The 19,781-nt window shown below is 60.3% G+C and carries 19 protein-coding genes and 1 tRNA gene; 14 read left to right on the top strand and 6 right to left on the bottom strand.

Annotation, left to right across the window (positions count from 1 at the left end):
- Positions 1-78: 78 nt before the first annotated feature.
- From htpX to ACS7SF_RS10070, 9 genes are all read left to right on the top strand, one after another.
- Positions 79-939, top strand: a complete 861-nt coding sequence (gene htpX / locus ACS7SF_RS10110; RefSeq protein ID WP_439889667.1) for a zinc metalloprotease HtpX — start codon at positions 79-81, stop codon at positions 937-939.
- Between the two features lie 99 nt (positions 940-1,038).
- A complete protein-coding gene (rsmB, locus tag ACS7SF_RS10105) occupies positions 1,039-2,394 on the top strand; it encodes a 16S rRNA (cytosine(967)-C(5))-methyltransferase RsmB (RefSeq protein WP_439889666.1) in 1,356 nt (451 codons plus the stop codon).
- Positions 2,395-2,407: 13 nt separating this feature from the next.
- Positions 2,408-3,166, top strand: a complete 759-nt coding sequence (locus ACS7SF_RS10100; RefSeq protein ID WP_439889665.1) for a DUF4390 domain-containing protein — start codon at positions 2,408-2,410, stop codon at positions 3,164-3,166.
- Positions 3,163-5,607, top strand: coding sequence for a sensor histidine kinase (locus ACS7SF_RS10095; protein WP_439889664.1), 2,445 nt, complete (start codon positions 3,163-3,165; stop codon positions 5,605-5,607). The genes ACS7SF_RS10100 and ACS7SF_RS10095 overlap by 4 nt, the downstream gene beginning before the upstream one ends.
- Positions 5,608-5,643: 36 nt before the next feature.
- Positions 5,644-6,357 carry a response regulator gene (locus tag ACS7SF_RS10090; RefSeq protein WP_439889663.1) on the top strand — a complete coding sequence of 238 codons (714 nt, stop codon included), beginning with the start codon at positions 5,644-5,646 and terminating at the stop codon, positions 6,355-6,357.
- Positions 6,358-6,424: 67 nt separating this feature from the next.
- Positions 6,425-6,500, top strand: a tRNA-Phe gene (locus tag ACS7SF_RS10085).
- Between the two features lie 287 nt (positions 6,501-6,787).
- Positions 6,788-7,537: a hypothetical protein gene (locus tag ACS7SF_RS10080; RefSeq protein ID WP_439889662.1), complete on the top strand. Its 750-nt coding sequence runs from the start codon at positions 6,788-6,790 to the stop codon at positions 7,535-7,537.
- 242 nt (positions 7,538-7,779) lie between these two features.
- Positions 7,780-8,643, top strand: a complete 864-nt coding sequence (locus tag ACS7SF_RS10075; protein WP_439889661.1) for a hypothetical protein — start codon at positions 7,780-7,782, stop codon at positions 8,641-8,643.
- 314 nt (positions 8,644-8,957) lie between these two features.
- Positions 8,958-10,328 carry a hypothetical protein gene (locus ACS7SF_RS10070; protein ID WP_439889660.1) on the top strand — a complete coding sequence of 457 codons (1,371 nt, stop codon included), beginning with the start codon at positions 8,958-8,960 and terminating at the stop codon, positions 10,326-10,328.
- Between the two features lie 52 nt (positions 10,329-10,380).
- On the opposite strand, the gene ACS7SF_RS10065 is transcribed toward ACS7SF_RS10070, so the two are convergent.
- Positions 10,381-10,725: an H-NS histone family protein gene (locus tag ACS7SF_RS10065; protein ID WP_439889659.1), complete on the bottom strand. Its 345-nt coding sequence runs from the start codon at positions 10,723-10,725 to the stop codon at positions 10,381-10,383.
- 675 nt (positions 10,726-11,400) lie between these two features.
- Here ACS7SF_RS10065 and ACS7SF_RS10060 point away from each other — a divergent pair.
- Both ACS7SF_RS10060 and ACS7SF_RS10055 read left to right on the top strand, forming a co-directional pair.
- Complete coding sequence (locus tag ACS7SF_RS10060) at positions 11,401-12,579, top strand: hypothetical protein (protein ID WP_439889658.1); 1,179 nt, start codon at positions 11,401-11,403, stop codon at positions 12,577-12,579.
- 81 nt (positions 12,580-12,660) lie between these two features.
- Positions 12,661-13,932 carry a hypothetical protein gene (locus ACS7SF_RS10055; protein ID WP_439889657.1) on the top strand — a complete coding sequence of 424 codons (1,272 nt, stop codon included), beginning with the start codon at positions 12,661-12,663 and terminating at the stop codon, positions 13,930-13,932.
- Positions 13,933-14,059: 127 nt separating this feature from the next.
- Here the strand turns inward: ACS7SF_RS10055 and ACS7SF_RS10050 are convergent, their stop codons facing one another.
- From ACS7SF_RS10050 to ACS7SF_RS10040, 3 genes are all read right to left on the bottom strand, one after another.
- A complete protein-coding gene (locus ACS7SF_RS10050; RefSeq protein WP_439889656.1) occupies positions 14,060-14,371 on the bottom strand; it encodes a hypothetical protein in 312 nt (103 codons plus the stop codon).
- A 787-nt stretch (positions 14,372-15,158) separates the two neighbouring features.
- Positions 15,159-15,446, bottom strand: a complete 288-nt coding sequence (locus ACS7SF_RS10045) for a hypothetical protein (RefSeq protein WP_439889655.1) — start codon at positions 15,444-15,446, stop codon at positions 15,159-15,161.
- 217 nt (positions 15,447-15,663) lie between these two features.
- On the bottom strand, positions 15,664-16,089 hold the full coding sequence (locus tag ACS7SF_RS10040) for an HU family DNA-binding protein (RefSeq protein ID WP_439889654.1): 426 nt from the start codon (positions 16,087-16,089) through the stop codon (positions 15,664-15,666).
- Between the two features lie 146 nt (positions 16,090-16,235).
- Between ACS7SF_RS10040 and ACS7SF_RS10035 the strand changes: the two genes are divergently transcribed.
- The 3 genes from ACS7SF_RS10035 (at position 16,236) to ACS7SF_RS10025 (ending at position 18,321) form a co-directional block, all read left to right on the top strand.
- Positions 16,236-16,787: a metal-dependent hydrolase gene (locus tag ACS7SF_RS10035; RefSeq protein ID WP_439889653.1), complete on the top strand. Its 552-nt coding sequence runs from the start codon at positions 16,236-16,238 to the stop codon at positions 16,785-16,787.
- 105 nt (positions 16,788-16,892) lie between these two features.
- The gene (locus tag ACS7SF_RS10030) at positions 16,893-17,267 is read left to right on the top strand and encodes a PHA-granule associated protein 4 (RefSeq protein ID WP_439889652.1); all 375 of its coding nucleotides are present in this window, start codon (positions 16,893-16,895) and stop codon (positions 17,265-17,267) included.
- Positions 17,268-17,616: 349 nt separating this feature from the next.
- Entirely contained in the window at positions 17,617-18,321 is a 705-nt protein-coding gene (locus ACS7SF_RS10025; RefSeq protein WP_439889651.1) for a hypothetical protein, read from the top strand.
- A 95-nt stretch (positions 18,322-18,416) separates the two neighbouring features.
- On the opposite strand, the gene ACS7SF_RS10020 is transcribed toward ACS7SF_RS10025, so the two are convergent.
- Both ACS7SF_RS10020 and ACS7SF_RS10015 read right to left on the bottom strand, forming a co-directional pair.
- Positions 18,417-18,671 carry a hypothetical protein gene (locus ACS7SF_RS10020; RefSeq protein WP_439889650.1) on the bottom strand — a complete coding sequence of 85 codons (255 nt, stop codon included), beginning with the start codon at positions 18,669-18,671 and terminating at the stop codon, positions 18,417-18,419.
- 197 nt (positions 18,672-18,868) lie between these two features.
- A complete protein-coding gene (locus ACS7SF_RS10015; RefSeq protein WP_439889649.1) occupies positions 18,869-19,777 on the bottom strand; it encodes a toxin-antitoxin system YwqK family antitoxin in 909 nt (302 codons plus the stop codon).
- Positions 19,778-19,781 lie beyond the last annotated feature (4 nt).

The raw sequence follows: 19,781 nt of genomic DNA, 5'->3' as shown, positions 1-19,781 counted from the left end.
GCCAACATGCTTGAATTTTCGGCGATCACCGCGATCTAAGAGACTCATAAACCCGAGACTCACAGGAGCCACGCCCCCATGTTCAACTGGATCAAGACCTTCATGTTGATGGCAGCGATCACCGCGCTGTTCATCGTCATCGGCGGCATGATCGGCGGACGCAGCGGGATGATGCTGGCGCTGCTGTTCGCGCTGGGCATGAATTTCTTCTCGTACTGGTTCTCCGACAAGATGGTCCTGCGCATGTACAACGCGCAGGAAGTCAACGAGACCAGCGCGCCGCAGTTCTACCGGATGGTGCAGGAGCTGGCGGGCCGTGCCGGCCTGCCGATGCCACGCGTCTACCTCATCCAAGAAGACCAGCCCAACGCCTTCGCCACCGGCCGCAACCCGGAGCACGCCGCCGTGGCAGCCACCACCGGCATCCTCAACATCCTGAGTGAGCGCGAATTGCGCGGCGTGATGGCGCACGAGCTGGCGCACGTGCAGCACCGCGACATCCTGATCTCCACCATCTCGGCCACCATGGCGGGTGCAATTTCGGCGCTGGCCAACTTTGCGGTGTTCTTCGGTGGGCGCGACAGCGAAGGCCGCCCGGCCAACCCGATCGCCGGGATTGCGGTGGCGATCCTCGCACCCCTGGCGGCCGCGATGATCCAGATGGCGATCTCCCGCGCGCGTGAATTTGAAGCCGACCGTGGCGGCGCCCAAATCAGCGGCGACCCGCAGGCGCTGGCGTCCGCGCTGGACAAGATCCACCGCTATGCCGCCGGTATCCCATTCGCCGCCGCCGAGGCACACCCGGCCACCGCGCAGATGATGATCATGAACCCGCTGCACGGCGGTGGCTTGGCCAACCTGTTCAGCACGCACCCGGCCACGGAAGAGCGCATTGCACGCCTGATGCACATGGCGCAAACCGGGCAGTACCCGGCCTGAGCGCGGGGCGCCGAAGCGCTTCCTTTATACTGCCGCAGTCCGCACGAGCCCGCCCATCGCGGGCTCGTTGCTTTTCACCTGCCTGATTCCTCTACGCCGATGCGCCTGCCGCCCGACTCCCTCGCCCATGCCCTATCGCTTGCAGCTGTTGCGATGGGCAAGTTGCGGCAAGGCACGGCACTGCCGCAGGCGATCGATGCCGTGTGCCAGGGCCAACCGGCACCGGTACGTGGCGCCGTGCAAGACCTCGCCTACCGCGCCACGCGTTGGCTCGGCAGCGCCGATTGGCTCATCCGCACGCTGATCCCGCGCCCGCCCGCCGAAGGCGCCGCCAATCTGCTGCGCGTCGCGCTCGCCCAGTTGCTCGACAGCCCGCCGCCGTACGCGCCCTTCACCGTGGTCGACCAGACCGTGCGTGCGGCCTCGGCCGACCCAAAGCTCGCGCACGGCAAGGGCATGATCAACGGCGTGCTGCGGCGTTTCCTGCGTGAGCAGAGCGAACTCGTCGCGGCCATGCAAGCGGACCCGGTCGCCGCTACCAACTATCCGCAGTGGTGGATCGACGCCGTGCGCAGCGCCTATCCCGACGCGTGGCAAGGCATCCTCGCCGCCGGCAACCGTCGCCCGCCAATGGTGCTGCGCGTGAACCCACGTCGCGTTGCAATCGACGCCTACCTCGCGCGACTGGCGGGAGCCGGCATCAATGCCGAGCGCATCGGCGAGCAGGCCGTGCGCCTTGCGCGCGCCGTCCCCGTAAGCGAATTGCCGGGCTTTGCCGAAGGCGATGTTTCCGTGCAGGACGCGGGCGCTCAACTGGCGGCTGCCTTGCTCGACGTGGCGCCGGGCCAGCGCGTTCTGGACGCCTGCGCCGCGCCCGGCGGCAAGACGGGCCACCTGTTGGAGCTCGCCGACAACCTGGACGTGACTGCGTTGGAATCGGATGCCACCCGCGCCATCCGCATCAACGAAAACCTCGCCCGGCTCGGTCAAACCGCTACCGTTTGCGTGGGCGATGCGGCCCGGCCTGACACGTGGTGGGATGGCCGCCCATTCGACCGCATCCTGGCCGACGTACCGTGCTCGGCCGCCGGCATCGTTCGCCGCCATCCGGACATCCGCTGGCTGCGTCGTCCAGCCGACCTCAAGGCGCTGGCGGCCCTGCAGCGCGACATCGTGCGCGCGCTATGGGCATGCCTGGCGCCCGGTGGCAAGTTGGTTTATGTCACGTGTTCGATTTTCCCGACGGAAGGCGAACAGCAGGCCGGATGGTTTGAACGCCATCTGGAAGATGCGATACGATTGCACGCGCCCGGCCAGTTGCTGCCAGCCTCGCCCGCGGCCTTGTCCGCAGTGTTGTCCGATGGGGCGCCGGTTGATGGCTTCGTCCCTGGCCCCTCATCCTTGCCGCTCGATCACGACGGCTTCTTTTACGCAGTGTTCCAGAAACGGCCTTGATGCACCGACCGTTGTGACAGCCACTCTCCGCCCATCGCTCCGGCTGATGTCCGCCCGATTCCGGCAGATGCTGCATCGGCTGATCACACTCAGCGCGCTGGGCGTGCTGTGCCTGCTGTGGCCGCTGGCGTCCTCCGCACAGACCATCGAAGTCAACCGCGCCCAACTGGAGTACGCCGAGGGCGGCTGGAACCTCTCCGCCGATTTCGATTTCGATCTGCCCAGCAACCTCGAAGATGCCGTCAACAAGGGCATCGCGCTGTACTTCTTGGTGGAGTTCGAGCTGATCCGCCCGCGCTGGTACTGGTTTGACGAACAGGCGGTGAGTGCCACGCGCGTGGTGCGCCTGTCGTACCACCCGCTCACGCGGCAGTACCGTGTGTCGACCGGCGGCCTGCAGGTCCCGTTCTCGCGCCTGAAAGACGCCGTCGATTTCATGCAGCACGTGCGCGGTTGGCGCGTGTTCGAGCAACGCGCCGTCAAGGCCGGTGAAACCGTGCAGGCCGAAGTGCGCATGCGCCTGGACGTCACGCAGTTGCCCAAGCCGTTCCAGATCAACGCCGTCAACACGCGCGACTGGAACCTCGCCTCCGACTGGAAGCGCTTCAGCCTGCTGGTGCCGAACGAACCGCCGCCCGCACCTGCACCGGCCGCGCCGCCGGCCAGCACACCGGCGTCCGCGCAACCCTCGTCGGGGACGTCATCCAATTCCGGCTGGGGCATGAGTGCCGGCCCCGGCAACGCAGCCTCGCTGCTGGCCCCCGCCAAATGATCTTCGATCGCAGCTACAAGCGGCTGCTCTATCAGGTGGTGGCTGGCACCATCGTTTTTCTGGCGATCGTGCTGGTAGGCCTGCTGGCTGCGGCATCGGCCAACACCGAGTTCTTCGACCGGTATTTCACGCTGCTCTACAAGGTCAACCTCGTCATCGGGGTGCTGCTGGTGGTCATCATCGGCGGGCTGATGCTGGCGCTGGTGCTGCGCGCGCGGCGCGGCAAATTCGGCACCCGGCTGATGACCAAGCTGGCAGTGTTCTTTGGCGTGGTGGGCGTGCTGCCGGGGGTGCTGATCTACCTCGTGTCGCTGCAATTCGTGTCGCGCAGTATCGAATCGTGGTTCGACATCAAGGTGGAATCGGCACTGGAAGCCGGCCTGAACCTCGGCCGCTCCACGATGGATGCCGCGCTGGCCGATCTGCAGAACAAGGGGCGCCTGATTGCCGATCAGCTAGGCGATAGCTCTACGTCGGCCACGGCCATCACCCTCAACCGCCTGCGCGAGCAGTTTGGCGTGCAGGAGGCCACCGTCTTCACGGCCGGCGGACGCGTGGTCGCCACGGCATCCAACACCTACGACACGCTCGTGCCGACCCTGCCGGACCAGGCAGTGCTGGAGCAAGCGCGCACGCCAGGCGGCTACGCCAGCCTGGAGGGCGGCGGCGACACCGAAGGCGACAATGGCCCGGCATCCGGCGCACGCACGAACAACCGCCACCATGACCTCTATCAATTGCGCGTAGTGGTGGCGCTTGGCACAGCCGCGCGCGATCTGCCGGGGTTGCGCCTGAGTACGCCCACCCACAAGTGGGCCGGTACCGGCCTGCTCGATCGCCCGAGCGACGGCACGGATGGCGCCTCGCGCGGCTTCGGCCTGACCGGCGACTCCGGCCGCGAAGAGCGCTTCCTGCAGCTCGTCCAACCCGTGCCGCAGGCCCTTGCGCGCAATGCCGACGCCGTCCAGCGCGCGTATCAGGAGTACCAGGAAAAAGCGCTCGGCCGCACCGGCTTGCGCAAGATGTACATCGGCACGCTCACGCTGACGCTGTTCCTGGCGGTGTTCATCGCCGTGATGCTGGCGCTGCTGCTTGGCGCCCAGCTGGCACGCCCGCTGCTAATGCTGCTGCAGGGCACGCGGGAGGTGGCCGAGGGCGATCTCTCGCCCAAGCGCGAACTGCATACGCGCGACGAGCTCGGCGTGCTCACCCAGCAGTTCAACCAGATGACGCGCCAGCTGGCCGATGCCCGCCGCGCGGTCGAACAGAATCGCGCGGCACTCGAGCAATCCAAGGCCTATCTTGAGAGCGTGCTGACCAACCTGACCGCAGGCGTCTTCGTGTTCGACCATCGCTTCGTACTACTGACCGCCAACCCTGGCGCCGAACGTATCTTCAAGCAACCGTTTGGGGCGTGGGTCGGGCAGGCGCTGACCAGCATTGGGCCGGTAGCGGCGTTCGCCCCGGTTGTCGAACAGGCATTCGCGGAACAGGACGCCAGCACTGCCGCCGGCGGTGCCACGGCCCACTGGCAAAAGCAGGTCGAGATCCCGCTCGAAGACGAAGACGAACCCCTTACGCTGCTCGTGCGCGGCACACGCCTGCCTGGTCCATCGGTCGGCGCGCACGGTACCGAGCGCGGCTACGTGGTGGTGTTCGACGATATTTCCGACGTGATCTCTGCGCAGCGCTCGGTGGCGTGGGGCGAAGTCGCGCGGCGGTTGGCGCATGAAATCAAGAATCCACTCACGCCGATCCAGCTCTCGGCCGAACGCCTGGAGATGAAGCTCTCGCCCAAGCTGACCGATGCCGATGCCGAGGTGCTGCGTCGCGGTGCCACCACCATCGTCAACCAGGTCGCCGCCATGAAACGCATGGTGGATGACTTCCGCGACTACGCCCGCACGCCGCCGGCCATGCTCCAGGAGCTGGATCTCAACGCGCTCGCCGCCGAGGTGCTGCATCTGTACGGCATCGATCACCCCGGCAAGCACGATCACCCGGTCATCGAAGTCAAGTTGGGCGAAGGACTGCCGTTGATCAAGGGCGACCCGACGCAGTTGCGCCAGGTCATCCACAACCTGCTGCAGAACGCGCAGGATGCGGTGGCCGAGAACGAAAGTGCCGGGCGGCCCGCACCGCGTGTCATGTTGCAAACTGACACGGTAGAATACGACGACGCCTCGGGCGCGCGGCGGCAGGCCGTGCGGCTTGTAATCGCGGACAACGGCGGCGGGTTTTCTTCCCGCATCCTCAACCGCGCCTTCGAGCCGTACGTCACCACCAAAGCCAAGGGCACGGGTTTGGGCTTGGCCATGGTGAAAAAGATCATGGACGAGCACGGGGCGCGCATTGAATTGCGCAACCGCCAATCCGATACAACATCAGGCGCCGACACGATCGGCGCGCAGGTTTCCATCCTGTTCGTAAAACTCGCGTAGCTTGGTGGGCAATCCCGCCGCACATAGAGGAAAAGCATGGCCACCATCCTCGTTGTCGACGACGAAATGGGTATCCGGGAGTTGCTCTCCGAAATCCTCGGAGACGAAGGACACGTTGTCGAAGTCGCCGAGAACGCGCAGCGTGCGCGGGAATACCGCGCGAACGCAACACCCGACCTCGTCCTGCTCGATATCTGGATGCCCGACACCGACGGCGTGACGCTGCTCAAGGAATGGGCATCGCAAGGCCTGCTGACCATGCCCGTCATCATGATGTCGGGCCACGCCACCATCGACACCGCCGTCGAGGCAACCAAGATTGGCGCGCTCAACTTCCTTGAGAAACCGATCGCGCTGCAAAAGCTGCTGGCAGCCGTGGAGCAGGGCTTGTCGCGCGGCAAGGAAAAGCCGCGTGCAGCTGCACCGACCGCTGTACCGGCAACCGGTATCGCTGGTGTGGCACCCAATGCCGCGATGCCAGGTGCGCCCATCACCGCCGATCGCGCCGACCTCAATGGCGCGCCCGCCCGTGCCGCAGAGGGTGGCGGTATGCAGTTTTCGTTCGACATGCCGCTGCGCGAAGCACGCGACTTGTTCGAGCGCGCCTACTTCGAATACCACCTGCAGCGCGAGGGCGGCAGCATGACGCGTGTGGCGGAGAAGACGGGTCTGGAGCGCACGCACCTGTATCGCAAGCTCAAACAACTGGGCGTCGAGCTGTCGCGCAACAAAGGCGAACCGACGGCATGATCATCAAAGTACGCAAAGACACTTGACGGCAGGGGACCAACCCTGCCATACTTGCCTTTCTTTGCTTGGCCCGGTAGCTCAGTTGGTAGAGCAGCGGATTGAAAATCCGCGTGTCGGTGGTTCGATTCCGCCCCAGGCCACCAATAAATTCAAGCACTTAGCCCAGCCTACATGGCTGGGCTTTTTGCTTTCTAGGTGTCGTGTAGGCGCTGTGTAGGCGTTTTGAGTCAACGCGAATCCATGTCAATCCACATAGATTCATCGCTTCACGGAGCCGTTGACCGCGATTGAGTAGTGTTGCGAACACGCGACAGATGCCGTGCAGGCTCATCGGCACCGGCTGCCCACGGATGGGATGGGGAGTCCTCTCGCATAATAGAGTCCGTTGAGCCGGGCGCACTTTGTCCTCGGCAACCCGAGTGGACCGACGATGGCCGACGAACTCTCTCCACAAGAACGTATTGCTGCCGCAAGGCAGCTTTATGCCGTCCTGCGACAATACCTGGAGCGCCCGACTTGGACCCCTATTGAGGGGGCGCTGATCCTGTCGGGCATCCATCCGCCTCCCAATTGCACAGAGATTCCCTCCAGCGGCACCGGACTAGACGGCACGATTGCTGGCAGCCGTCTCTTTGAGGCTAGCGAGATCTGGAAAAAATGGGGTTGGCGTTGCGAGGACGATCAGAAAGACGGCGTGGTCACCCCGACCGAGCTTTCTCCGTACGAGTTCTTGCGCTGGTGCGAGGACTGGCCGATTGAGACCGAGTGGCTCCTGCTGTATCGGAATCTTCTTGGCTATGGACGCGAAGCCGCTCAGGTCGACATGATCCCCTTGCCGGTTGTCGAATATGCGACCCGCACCGCAAAAGCCGTCGATGTCCTCATGGATCAGTTGGGCACCATTGAGCCCGCCGATGCAGCCGGCGAAAAAAAGAAGAAATCCTCGCGCCGTTCGCCGATGCCCGTGCCGATGAACCGGGATTTTCTGACGACGGAAGAGTTCGCTGCTGTTCTGGCCATTGAGCCGCAGTCCCTGCACAAGCGTTATTCAGCGACGGGTAGCTATCACGGTGTGCGCCCCAAGAAGCTTCCCAATGGGCGGCTACACTGGCCCGTAGAGCAGGTGAAGGCACTGCTCAATGGTGAGATCAATGCCGCGCCAGAAGAAAACGACGACTGACTGAACTCAAGCGAGGAATCAGTTTGACGAGCGCTTTTGATCCATCGTGCCATTGGCGGCGGGCAATGCGGAAAGGGATTTGACCACCAGCCTTGTCCTTCGTATTCGGTCGCTCAAAAAGGGAAAAGAGACAGTCTTCTCACGGCTCATTTGTTACCTGGTCAATCTGGCCGACTTGAATTCCCACGGTAATGATGGTCTGGAATATGAAGGGCGCCGCTACAGGGCGATGGCTTAGGTTCATGAAGCAATTTTCACAGAGTGGTACCACCAAGGATCTTCTGGCGTTCTACGAACGAGTCGAGCCGATTTTGTCCAAATGGCTCGCCAAGCCGGCGTGGACGGCGAGAGAAACGGCCGCGTTGTGTGCCGGCTATATTCCAGAAAACCGGGATTCAATGGTTGGTGATTTGCAGGGCGAAACATCAAGTTGCTCCCCCATCGATCCACTCGAATACCTGCAATCCGATCCATCGCTCTACAGAGGCTATCTCCGTCTGTTGGGCAACAGAGCACCAGCGCCTCCGTGCGATATGGTGAGCCGACTTCGCCCAATGCTATCGACCGCCTATATCGGCAGCGACAATGAGGGAGAAGCCCAATGGATTGAAGTGCGGCGGCGACTCAGCACCGAATCGCTCAATGAGTTGCGATGGCTTCTCATTATCGGGAATGCAGTGGGCTTGCACTTGCCGACTCTTGTGCCTTTCGGCCTACTCAATGAGCTGCGGGCCAGTCTGAATGGTCAGTGCGTGAATCCCTCGGCCGCAGCTCGGCCGGTTGTTACCGACATCCCGCCGAAAACGGAATCGGTATCTCAGGAAGAGGCAAAAGCCACGCGCCAGGGGCTCCGAGAAAGTCAGCTCCCGCCCATGACGGCGGAGCAGCGGGGTTATTACACGACGGCAGAAGTCGCGGGGCTCACCAGGTTGTTGCCCGATACGCTGAACAAATATGCCCGGGAGGGACGGCTTGTGGACGGTTTTACGCCCTTCAAGCGTCAGAATGGGAAACCCTGGCAATGGCGAGACACACAGCAACAAGCAGCATACGAGGCTGGCGTTATTGCACCTTACCCGCACGCTGGTCCAAATAGTCGGCGCTAGGCAGCGGTTGGCCGCTGGTGCCTACGCCGCCGACGCGCTCGAAAGCCTAGCGCGGCATCTTCTTCACCCCCTTTCGTAGAGTTCAGCGCCCGAGGCTCGTCGGACTTCGCTGCTGCTCCACTTCCTTCCGTGCAAATCCGCCACACCGGTGGCCGGTCATTCGCCAACGTCACAGACTTATGCGCACCAGACTTATGGAAAATTGAGATAGACAAAAGAATATTGGCCGCCTATCCTCACCAGACCGAGCCGATACGTCAGCGTCACGTGTCCGCTCTAGATTGAGCGCGCGCCACTAGCATGAGGAGTTGAGGATGGGGCGAACAGCTAAGGCTTTCGGCAACGGCATCTTGTTTCGGAACGTGTACGAATACGCCGAAAGCGTTGAAGATCAAGGCTGGGAAGAATTCGTTCAGATGCTCAAGACACCGCGCAGCGATCTAGAGCGGGAATACCTGAAGCAGCCTCCGAAGATTACGCTGGCAATGGTCGATCTCGCGGTTGCCGAGATTGCACAACACCCTAGAGCCCCTAGCGCCAGGTTTTCGTTTGTCGACTGGCCGAGCGAAGAGATCCCCTTCGAAGATGTCGGCCGGGAGAAGCTTCTTAGTGAAAATGCCCGCGCCTTTAGGTTCTATGCCATATTGCGGGCGTTTTACGGCTTACTCTTCCACCCTGAGTATCGGGCACTGAACTATTGCGCCAGCATTGAAGCCGCACGGCAAGCGCTTCTGGCGGTCTATGGGAGCCAGTTCGAGCATATCCCCGACACCGAATTTCCGTTACGCGATGGGGTAACGGCAGTCGATTTGCGCAAGGCGATCACGCAATTGGCGGGTGCGGCGGCTCAACGTTTCAATCGCGTTGTAGATATCATCGCAGCCATGGTTTGCAGCCGCGAGTATCGGCACAAGGTCACGAAGGAGAGAAACACCGTAGGCCGGCGCATCCAAAGCGTGACCACGCTGATTAACGGGCTGCTGGCCCATCACGGGCAACTGACCGTCGTTGCGGTGCGGCTATCCATTCGTGAACGTGATGGCCTCCATTTCTTCGGGGAGAAGCGGCGCAAGGCGTGGAATTGCCTCATCGGCGATCGTCGCAATGACGTATTGCTGGACAGTGCCGTTGGATTCTTTTGGGTTCTACACGAACGCGTGAAATTCGGTTTGCATGAGCGATTGCCAACGATTCGCCAGCGCAATGCCGAGGGTACAGGTGTTGCGTTGCACTACGATTTGGTCATGTTCTTCGACTCAACGCGTAGTCGCGAGGTGGATGCCATCGCCAAACACATTGGAACGTGCTGGAGAGTTGTGACCGATGGTGCGGGTTTCCACAAAGCGTTGCACGGAAAGAGCTTGATTCCGGCACCGGTGTCTTGGTGGCTCAAAGAAGGTGAGCCACCCCCGGTGCTTTGGGATGCCGACTTCGTGGGACTCGTTGAGCGGAATACGCGCGAGTATGACGTGCTGCAGAAAGTCGTAAGCATGATGGTGGCCTCGGCAACCTTATGCAAGCCGTTGGTCAAGGACAAATCCAGAAGACTAGGCAAAAGTGATCTGCTGACCGGTTGCGGTTTGGGAAAACCAGGCCGTGGTGCGAAATCGGACCACCCGGACACGAAGCACCAAAGGCCGCGCCGCCCGAGATACGTGCCGGAACTCAAATCGCGGTGGGAGTAATGCGGGCGGCTGTCGCCTGCAACCGGGCCCGGTAGCGAACCTCTTTTCTCGCCTATTTCTCAATCAAGAATTGTTCTCGCCCTTTCTTATCGAAGCGGGCTATCCAGCCAGGCGGTTTGCCGTGACCTGTCCAAGTCGCCCCAGTCTCTGCGTTCCGGTATTTGGGCTTGCCGACGGCCCCTTTCAGAGCTTTGGCGGGATGAACTCTGTTCCCCCTGGGCGCACCTGGGAACGTAAGCTCCTGGGCGGTAATGTGGTGTTCAGCAATAAGCCCATTGATTTGGCCGATGATGAGATTTTTCTCCTGTAATCGCTGAGCATCCGCAGCCTTTCTCGCTTCTTCTAGTTGCCGTTCGAGTTCTGCTACCTTGGCGTCCAGTTCCTGGCTCGTCGTCATCTGCCTTGCCTATTGGTGAGGGTATGTAGAAGGATGAAATGACATTGTAGGGGCAATCTTGCCCTGCGCGTAGCCTCGACGCTAACTTGAGGGCAGCGAGAGGCTGCCATCATTCTGCCGAAGCCATCGTCTTCACCTTGGTTCTCTCAGCCATCGTAGCGAGTGGAGAGGCGCCTATGAAATGTGCCGGACCGGGAATCGCACAATTCGCATGCTACCTTGCAGGACCCGCCGACTGAGAAAGCGTAAGCGGATTTGGCCCGCTTCTTTCGGGATAACTCTGCGCCGTCAAATAGACGACAATTCCCGCTATTCGCGAGATGTTTTGCCCATAAGTTTCGATACCCCCAGCGCTCTCGCCCCTCCGTATTCCTGCGGCTTCTATATTAAGATTGTCTGCAGTATTTATTAACCAATAATCATCATCAATAACCCCCATCAACAACCATCATAAACAACCAAGAACAGATCATCAACAACCGCTACGAATAGAACAACAAGAACCTACCCCTACAACCAACTTAGATCCTCCACTCAAACGACATAGCTTCCTCCTACACACACGCTCATGCAACGCATGAGTGAGCGGTGAGGTAGGTATTCGTTAGTGGCGTTTACTAGATTAAAAATTACATCACTCATTCATCTCTTGACAGAACGAAACAGGAGATGAACATGAGCGGTGGATTTGGTAGGGGTAATGAAGAAGTAGGGGGAATCCCTCCCACAGCTTGCATGGGTGCGTACGGCGTAGCTGGTAATGCGCAACGGTATTGGGCGCTTGGGGAGTACAGTGAGCTTTATCAGCAGCTTGTGGACTTCATCACGAGCGTGCTGGAGGGAGACCAGATTCCGTTCGAGATTCGCTGTGATCGGGGTCGAAAGGTTGCTGTCCGTAACGTTGCTGCCCGAGGTTTGAGAAACCTCACCAGCTATTTCGATCAGTGCAGGACGTTGATGGACCTGTACTGGCCTGACTACGCATACACGGCTGATTTCCAGCTCTTTTTCGACTGCTACCGCATGCACCGGTTTGGTCAGTGGAGGCTGGGTGATGATCCGAATGTGCTGTACGAGGGCGATTTGCTTGCTGCGGAGGTCTTTAACGATTTCGTGGCGTGCCTTCGTAGCCAGGCGATTGCACGTGGGGTTCGCAAGCAGCTATGGGAATGGAAGCGGCGGGGATTGGAGGACCAGGCTGACGCGATAAGCGCTTGGTTTCGATCTGACGTTCTTAAGGGCTCTCGGCTACTGCCGATTCGAGTGGATTTACTGTATCCACAGACTGGTGTCGTCGATCAGGATGTCATGCCGCGTATGGGCTGGGAACTGGGGGCGACTGGCGACTGGGTACAGGTTCCGTCTACAGCCAAGACGCGCAATGGCGTGGCTGAATATCGATCCCGCATTGACGTGCGCGCAGCACTGCAGGATCGGGAGGCCTTCTTCGAAAACCGACGTGGAGCTGATGCCGAACTGTTTGACGGTCTGGTCAACTACCTTTGCAAGGTGGAGATGGGTGGCAGGCATCATGCCTATCACCAGCACGCGCTGTTCCTCTTCGATGCAGTCAAGGGGCGAGACGTTGACCGGTGGGCTAATTTGATTTACCAACGCTGGTTGCGTATCACGGGCGGGCAGGGCTTGATGTTCTGTTCGAATTCGAGGCCGGACAAGCGCGCATTGGAGGAGCAGGGATTGTGGGCACTTGATCCGCTGGAGCGAGGCGAAGTTGACCAGTTGGCGAAGCTGGAACACTACGTCTTAGCCTACTTCGCCAAAGATGAGCAGATGCCGCGCGTGAAGCCGACAGCCAAGTCGCGCATGCTGACCATGGGGCGCATACGGAAATAGGCGTGCCGGGTAGTCGCGTGCTCACCCAGGCGGGCGATGGCGGTGACTACCCGTACGGTGCTGGGAAAATATCTGGAGTGAATGTTGATTCGAATGCTTGAGAGGGTATATCGCAAGATCGTTGCTTCGACGCCAGGGGCGAAGCGCCATCAGGGAAAGGTCGATGCGCTCTTCGCGCTGATCGCAGCCGTGGCGCCGGCGACGTCGGCAGACAAGGAATGGCTGGCAAAGATGCACAAGCGCGCATGTCAGCAGCGGCAGGGATGGCGACTACAGCTCGACGCATACCTGGCTGGGCTGGCTACAGGTGGGGCAGCAGGCCCAGAAGCAATTGCACTGGTGCGCACAAAGCTGGAGGACTACCGAGATAGTGGACTGGGTGTCACCGACGTACTCCTGCCGCTGCTTTGGATTCCGACTATCTCAGCGACGGCTGTAAGCGGACTCAAACTCGCGCGGCGGTTGGAGTACCCACCTGGACTCATGCTGATGATTGCCGCGTGTGCCCTGCTTTGGGTATGGAGTCGGCCCTTTCTAAACCGCGAGCAAAATCCAGTCATGGGGCGCTTTGGACAGGCCGTAGGAATCTTCGGCTGCTCAATGTGCCTGGTCTTCGCGATCTGCTTGTTGGCGCCGGCCGTTAGCATGGGTGTCAAGGAAAGTTCGGTCAGAGCCTTTCGGGCGGATCGGGAGCGATTCCTCGCAGACCCCAAGGGCTTTCCGATGTTGCAGCAGTTTGCCAAGTCGAACTACGGGATAGACGTTGTGCTGGGGGATGTCGACGAAAGCTGGGCTTCCACCACCGCTAACCTACCTGGATCGTCCATCGCGTCAATGATACTGGTATCCGGCTATTGTCGAATGAGCATGTACCGTGGCCATTTGGCGGAGAACTTTCCGCCTGCACCTGATGTAGACATGGTTTCCTGGTCGCATGGGGTGATGATGCATGAGTTTGCGCACTGCCTGGACGAGTACCGGGACCTCCCAGGAGGAACAGGGAAGCCAGCAGGAACGCGTTCACTGGCGCCGAGTGATGCGAAGGGCGTCAACACCATAGCGACTTACCTCAAGGCGACCGAAGCGCATTCGACGGTCCTGTGGCGCGAAGCTCTTGCAGATATCTTCGCCGTAGGCTATTGGCGTCTTACCGTGGCGCCGGCCGACGCGGCAAAGATGGTCGCAAGCTTGCGCACCATACGAGCTGGTCGCGCAGGTGAAGACGCAGTGCACGCCACGGCGTGCTGGATCGATCGTGCTGCCCAGGCGCCGATGCCGGCGTCTTATCGGGAGCTATTGCACTGGGCTGACGCGCTTCGATCTAGCGCTACATGTTCATTGGCTGTGCGGTAAAGCGCGTCGCGTCCAAACACGAAGAACTGCACTAGGTAGCGGGGATGCCATGCGCTGCCCCTCGCTATCCGTGCAAGCGTGAGACCGGCGGGCAGATTGCCTGCGACGGTCTCTACTGCTCTCTAGGTCAAAGGCTGTTGAGGTCGAATTTCGACGCTTGTGCACATTGAACAAGCTTGTCGAGGTAGGTGACGGCTTCGTTGCCTTTCTTGTCGATGATGCTTGCGTATTCCGCGCGGTCGATGTGGTCTGTCAACGAACGGTTGAGCGTGGCGTCGGGGAGCAGTGATGTTTTGTTCAGATGATCGCGGCCCAAGTAGATCGCGCAGATGAGCTGTTCCTGAACGTTGGCAGGCAAGGTGTCGAGGAATTGCTGAGCACCGGCCTCGCTCATGGGGACAATATTCTTGAGGTTTTGAATCGCGTTATAGATCGGCATCGGAGAAGCTTGAGGTGAGCGGGCAGGTATAGTGGCAGAGGCTTGCGCGGCTGTGCAAGACGTTGTGTATGGCATGCAGACCGTCACCACGCACGGTTATTTGGCGGCTCACCGGACAGTGCAAGAAATCTCTGGCCGCAGCCTCACCACGTGATTGGTAACTGGGGCAGCCTTGCCAAGGACAAGCTGGAGAACCGCCTACACACGCTGGTATGTCACCGCAGGCTGCCCCTGGCCAAATCGCACAAAAGTCTGGTTAGGCGACCCACTTTGACGATCGTCGATCAGATTTTGTTTCCGTCGCGATCGTACGTCGCATGGGCATCCTTATAGCCCGACTCTAGCCCGAAGCGTTGATTGCATGTCCGGACGAGCTTTGATGTCATCATAGCCAATCTGAAACACCTTGCCGCCATTGCTTACGGTGCCTCCGTTGAACTGAGATCGCCTGTTTGTCGATAGGGCGATTTAATATCCAGTTTACGTGTCGCCCGATGCTCCTGCACCGCAGCGTCGACGACCATGTCCGCGATGCGATTCTTCGGGTATCAACCGGACTTTGGTTTGGGCGTGCATACCCGGCTATTTCGCTTTCGGTTTATGCGGGCGGCGTTTGGGCGGTGACAGAACGTCGACGAACAGGATCTGCATTCCGCGAGGCTCGTGCTTGGTCGAAGCCTTTGGCAAGCTGTCCTGCCAACGCACATAGCCTTGATACGCGTCAGGAGGTCGTTGGCAGTGTGGGGGGCACCAATTGCGGTCCTGGTCGAGTGTCCCTAAGGAGTCGTCACTGCATGCCGATGACGGATGAAGCGGTACTAAGAACGACAGCGATAGCTGTCAGACTCGCTGCGATGGTGTTCAGGCGACCGACCTCTTGATTCGCGCGGAACTGGGCCGCCAGCCATGCAAGCTGCCCGAGTTCTGGCACAGCCGGCATGATCGCGTTGGGATCGCCATTCAGCGGATCGATTGGTACCCGTGTTGACCTGAACCAGTACCACGCTGCTATCAGGCCGAAAATCAGACCACCGATGGCGAGCCAGAGTGCGATGCACTTCGTTGTGACGGTCATGGGCTAGTGATTTGCTTGAGCGCTCGGGCAACGGCGTTCAATTCGCGCCAGATTGCACGTGCATCAGCCAGCGATAGCAGTGACGTTGCGGTGTTGACGGCGGCTTCAAGTTCAGCAAGGCGAAGCAACGCGCTGCCAGGTGGTTCGACAGTAGTGCCTTGTTCGAGATTTAGCATGCAAAAAAAGGGAGCCGAGGCTCCCTTTGCATTTTCCTGCGTTACCCGTTCAGGGCGGCGTCTTTGACCTTCTTCAGGGCGCGTACCTTGACGCGCACGGTGGCCGGTTTGGCCTCGAACCACTGCTCCTGGCCCGTAAAGGGATTCTTGCCGAAGCGTTTTTTCGTCGCCGGTACCTTCACGGCCATCACCTTGAAGAGCCCCGGCAGCGTGAATTCACCGGCGCCCTTCTTGTGCAGCGCGCCCACGATGGTGTGCTCCAAATGCTGCAGCACGGCCTTGACCGCCTTGGCTTCGACTTCGGCTTGTTCGGCCAGGTGAGTGATGAGACCAGCCTTGGTGAAGGCGCTCTTCAACGGTTTCACGGGCGCCGCAGCGGCGGCCTTTTTTACAGGCGCTGCTTTTTTCGCCGGCGCTGCCTTCTTGGGAGCGACCTTCGTTGCAGGTGTCTTTGCTTTGGTTGCCATAGAGAATTTGTGTCGCAGTGGAATGGTCCATCAAGGATCGGCGGTTTTAAGCTGATCCGCTGAGCGCGAGCATAGCAAAACCAGCCCCAAGCGCAATCAGACCTGCGGTCTGTATCATCAGGATTGGTCAATGGGGAAGGGAAGCCGTGCCATCCATCATCACACATGCTGCTGTGCCTCTAATGCTCGGGGCGGCCGCAGGGCGCCGGCGCATCAGCGGCCGGCTTCTGTTGGCGGGTGCCGTTGCGGCGATGCTGCCGGATCTCGATGTCGCCGCGTTCAAACTCGGCATCCGTTATCAAGACGTCTTTGGTCATCGTGGCGCCACGCACTCGATTGTGTTTGCGCTCGCTCTGGCGATATCAGCGGCTTTGGCGCATCGTTGGCTCAATACCAGCGCTTGGCGCAGCGCGATCTTTGTTGGGCTCGCCGCGCTATCTCATCCGCTGCTCGATGCGTGCACCAATGGCGGGATGGGCGTCGCGCTTTTGTGGCCGTTCAGTGAACATCGGTGGTTCTTTCCGTTTAGACCCATTGCAGTGTCGCCGCTCGGCGTATCCCGGTTCATGGGGAGTCGTGGCCTTACGGGCATGGCGTCGGAGCTGTGCTGGGTGTGGCTGGCGACCGCGTTGTTCTCACTGACCTTTCTTCTGGGGCGGCGGAGTGTGGAAGAATCAAACTCCAACGAGGAACCCTGAGCTATGCGTGCCGATGCGTTTGGGTGGCTCCGGTCCACCCCTAGCTACAATGAGGCGAGAGCAAAGTGCGGTCTGTAGCCGCTCGAGAATCGAGTAGGGGATGGGATGACAACAGCGCGTGCCGGTACGCGGGAAGAGGCGCTGCGATTGCTAGACACCAGCGGAATCGCAGTCATCGAACTCGACTACGAAACCGGCTGGCAAGACGCCGTTGAATTGGGCCGCATGGGCCAGAAGGTGGGGGTTCGCGTGGAGTTTCGCGGCCACGAAAGCGTTGCCGTCCAATCGCTGATCGCTTTGATGGTTGGGCTCTCGCGCCCCAAGCTGACGTTTCGCCAACGCAACCTGTACTGCCAGTTCGATTTGGACGCGCTGCCAGCCGGCGAGCTGGCGAAGCTGGAAGCCAGGGCGACTGCGCAGGGCGACTACATTCTTGCCGGCCACTTATTGCGTGACGTGGACAGTCGCTGGGGCGAGTAGCGTATCGCGGGCGATGTCCTGTGAGCGAGGGTAGCGAATCCAAGCTCAACCTCAATCCTATGCATAGCAGACGGAGCTGCGGCCCGATGATGGCCAGGCTCCGGTCTTCGTGCTTCCTGCTACGCAACCTTGCAACCCGCGAGCGGTACGGCGCCGTCCTGACGCAAGTCGCACGTTGCACTGCCATCGCAATCTTGGCGAGCCCGGTCTGTCCTTCGATGAGACCGGGCTTTTTTCTTTTATGCCGTCGCGGTCGTTGTGGTGCAGTGGGGCGTACGTGGAACCGGGCTCGCCCCAGTGAGAGGACACCTCCATCTTGTGTGTTCCTTCACTTTGAGGTGTATGTGCGATGACTCCACAAGAACAGTTTTCCGCGATGCTTGCCGCGCTCAATGATGCGGTCAGCGGACTCGCTGCGCCGCTCCAAGCTACCGCCAGCACGGCCAAGGCCGCGATTCCGAAGTCCCAGGAAGGCACGGGCCCGGGCGACGTGATCGTGCTCGATGCGCAAGGCCGGCTGCCTCCAGTGGACGGCAGTCAGCTAACGAACCTACCACTTCCTCATGGGGTGTCACCAGTATTGGCGATCGAACTGGGCCATTCCGCACAAGCCAATGGCGGGCGCGGCATCGACCAAGGCAACTGGTATCAGCTCGATTTCCGCATCGGTGTTCAAAGCTACAATGGCTTTCAGTACACCGCAAACAATGACGGCACAATCACCATCCCATCAGGTGTCTACCTTGTTAGCGGCAGCGCCAAGATCCTCGCGCTGACCACCGACACTTACCAGCTTCCTGTCCAGATGGCGTTCGCCGCCGGCCAGAACGTCGAGTACCCAGGCATTTACCAGTATGCCGTGCAGCAATACCCAGACGCGCCGATTACCATTGCGCCGGTTTCGGGCGTGATCGGCATGCTGCGGGTGGGCGGCGTGCAGGGAAGTTGGAACAGCAACTCCCCACTCTGGATGGGCTTCGCCAAGGTCCTCGGCACGCAAAACCAAACGCCGCTAGCTCTGCAGGGCTACATGTCGATCATCAAGATCGGCTAAGTGAGGGTACGCATGTGCTGGAAGAACGCTGGGGAATAGCTGCAGGTTGCGCAATATCTGGCCACGGCGCATACGCAGCCGGGCGCTGATGTCAGCTATTTCGCCGCAGCTCGACACGTCGGCGTCGAGCCTAATGTGTAGTAGGCAAACAGGTGGCCGGCGACGATGCTCAACGTGGCCAGCACGACCCAACCCAGTACCAGCTTGCTGCTTCGCCGCAGGTCAGGCTGTTCGATTGGCGCGAGGCAATCAGCCGGGTCCGGCAAAACCTTGGTGCAGAGAACGACAGAGAAAACCGTGCAGCCGATCAAGCATGCGGCAACCCTCAGTCCCTGAGAATGGATGTCCATGATGTACTCGCAGGTTGAACTGGCGGCTCCCTTCGACGGCTCATGAAGGCGATTGCCGTGCCAAGTCTAGCTAGCATGCTCACGTGCAATGGCGCCGTATGACGCTCACTTGCCATTGAGCAAAAAAATAGTGCCGGCGTGGCTCCTCCTTTGCAGAGGGGCCACACTCGGTAAAGGTGGCTGGAGGCGCCACACCACTACTTCGGTTCTTTTCCGGCGCGGCATTGGTCCACCCAGTCCCACGCTTGCTGGGAACTCACGGGAGTGTCTTCACCGTTTGCTTTTGTGAAGGCTGCTGACCAGCGCTCGGTGCAGGCATTGCTTTCCGTAGGCCAATCGTTGCGATTGTCCGTGGTGGTTGATTTTGCTGTGGCCGTATCAAGGTCCGCCGAAGTGGCTGCCGGCGGCGTGTCGATTCGTTTGTTCGCCGCGTAGCGCGCGTCTTCCACCACGTTTCCGTTGGCGTCGTAGGTTCGATAGACGCCATCCATCTTGCCGTCCTTCCAGTCGAGCTGTGCGATGAGTTTGCCTGTGCCCGGATCGAAACCTTCCTCTCTGCCCTGCATGACGCCGCTCTCCCATGGGATCACGTGCACGAGCTTGTGGGTGTCCAACGTATAGAGGCGTTGCTTGCCGTTGGGCTGGCCATCCTTGAAATCGACCTCGGAGAAAACGTCGTCGCCGTTCGGTGCGTTGAGCTTGAACGATCCATCCAGCGTGCCGTTGCTGAACGAGAATTGCGCACGAACGATGTCCGATCGCGCCTGCTTGCACGTGACCTTGCCATCCGGCAAACCGTCGCTCACGGGAACCTCACAGAGCGACGTGAGCCCCATGCTTCCGATTGGCGTAACAGGAAAGTACAGGCCGAGGACGTGGAATATCTTGTTGAAACCCGTCTGACCCGAGGTGGCGGTCATCAGCGGGACATTGGCGACTTTCCCGGAGAAGGGTGAGTCGGCCCCCTTTGCGTAGACCTTGCCGTTGACGATCTCGGCGTTGCGGTAGTCCAGGGTGGGATTGCCGCAGGCGTTCAGGAGCAGTGCGCCAGTGGCGAGAGCGCACAGGGCCAGCACGCGACGTGCTGAATGCAGAATGGTATTCATGCGT

The sequence above is a fragment of the Ralstonia sp. 25C genome, from assembly GCF_051904805.1.
Classification (GTDB): domain Bacteria; phylum Pseudomonadota; class Gammaproteobacteria; order Burkholderiales; family Burkholderiaceae; genus Ralstonia.
The sequence above is the reverse complement of the archived record's forward strand: the minus strand, read 5'-3'. Positions and strand labels throughout refer to the sequence as shown.

What these genes read in the sequence shown, in the direction of transcription:
- rsmB (WP_439889666.1), top strand. Translation starts at nt 1,039, where the DNA reads ATGCGCCTGCCGCCCGACTCCCTCGCCCATGCCCTATCGCTTGCAGCT.
- ACS7SF_RS10045 (WP_439889655.1), bottom strand. Translation starts at nt 15,446, where the DNA reads ATGACCGTCACAACGAAGTGCATCGCACTCTGGCTCGCCATCGGTGGT.
- ACS7SF_RS10075 (WP_439889661.1), top strand. Translation starts at nt 7,780, where the DNA reads ATGAAGCAATTTTCACAGAGTGGTACCACCAAGGATCTTCTGGCGTTC.
- ACS7SF_RS10060 (WP_439889658.1), top strand. Translation starts at nt 11,401, where the DNA reads ATGAGCGGTGGATTTGGTAGGGGTAATGAAGAAGTAGGGGGAATCCCT.
- ACS7SF_RS10030 (WP_439889652.1), top strand. Translation starts at nt 16,893, where the DNA reads ATGACAACAGCGCGTGCCGGTACGCGGGAAGAGGCGCTGCGATTGCTA.
- ACS7SF_RS10080 (WP_439889662.1), top strand. Translation starts at nt 6,788, where the DNA reads ATGGCCGACGAACTCTCTCCACAAGAACGTATTGCTGCCGCAAGGCAG.
- ACS7SF_RS10070 (WP_439889660.1), top strand. Translation starts at nt 8,958, where the DNA reads ATGGGGCGAACAGCTAAGGCTTTCGGCAACGGCATCTTGTTTCGGAAC.
- ACS7SF_RS10095 (WP_439889664.1), top strand. Translation starts at nt 3,163, where the DNA reads ATGATCTTCGATCGCAGCTACAAGCGGCTGCTCTATCAGGTGGTGGCT.
- ACS7SF_RS10050 (WP_439889656.1), bottom strand. Translation starts at nt 14,371, where the DNA reads ATGCCGATCTATAACGCGATTCAAAACCTCAAGAATATTGTCCCCATG.
- htpX (WP_439889667.1), top strand. Translation starts at nt 79, where the DNA reads ATGTTCAACTGGATCAAGACCTTCATGTTGATGGCAGCGATCACCGCG.
- ACS7SF_RS10025 (WP_439889651.1), top strand. Translation starts at nt 17,617, where the DNA reads ATGACTCCACAAGAACAGTTTTCCGCGATGCTTGCCGCGCTCAATGAT.
- ACS7SF_RS10020 (WP_439889650.1), bottom strand. Translation starts at nt 18,671, where the DNA reads ATGGACATCCATTCTCAGGGACTGAGGGTTGCCGCATGCTTGATCGGC.
- ACS7SF_RS10090 (WP_439889663.1), top strand. Translation starts at nt 5,644, where the DNA reads ATGGCCACCATCCTCGTTGTCGACGACGAAATGGGTATCCGGGAGTTG.
- ACS7SF_RS10015 (WP_439889649.1), bottom strand. Translation starts at nt 19,777, where the DNA reads ATGAATACCATTCTGCATTCAGCACGTCGCGTGCTGGCCCTGTGCGCT.
- ACS7SF_RS10040 (WP_439889654.1), bottom strand. Translation starts at nt 16,089, where the DNA reads ATGGCAACCAAAGCAAAGACACCTGCAACGAAGGTCGCTCCCAAGAAG.
- ACS7SF_RS10065 (WP_439889659.1), bottom strand. Translation starts at nt 10,725, where the DNA reads ATGACGACGAGCCAGGAACTGGACGCCAAGGTAGCAGAACTCGAACGG.
- ACS7SF_RS10055 (WP_439889657.1), top strand. Translation starts at nt 12,661, where the DNA reads ATGTTGATTCGAATGCTTGAGAGGGTATATCGCAAGATCGTTGCTTCG.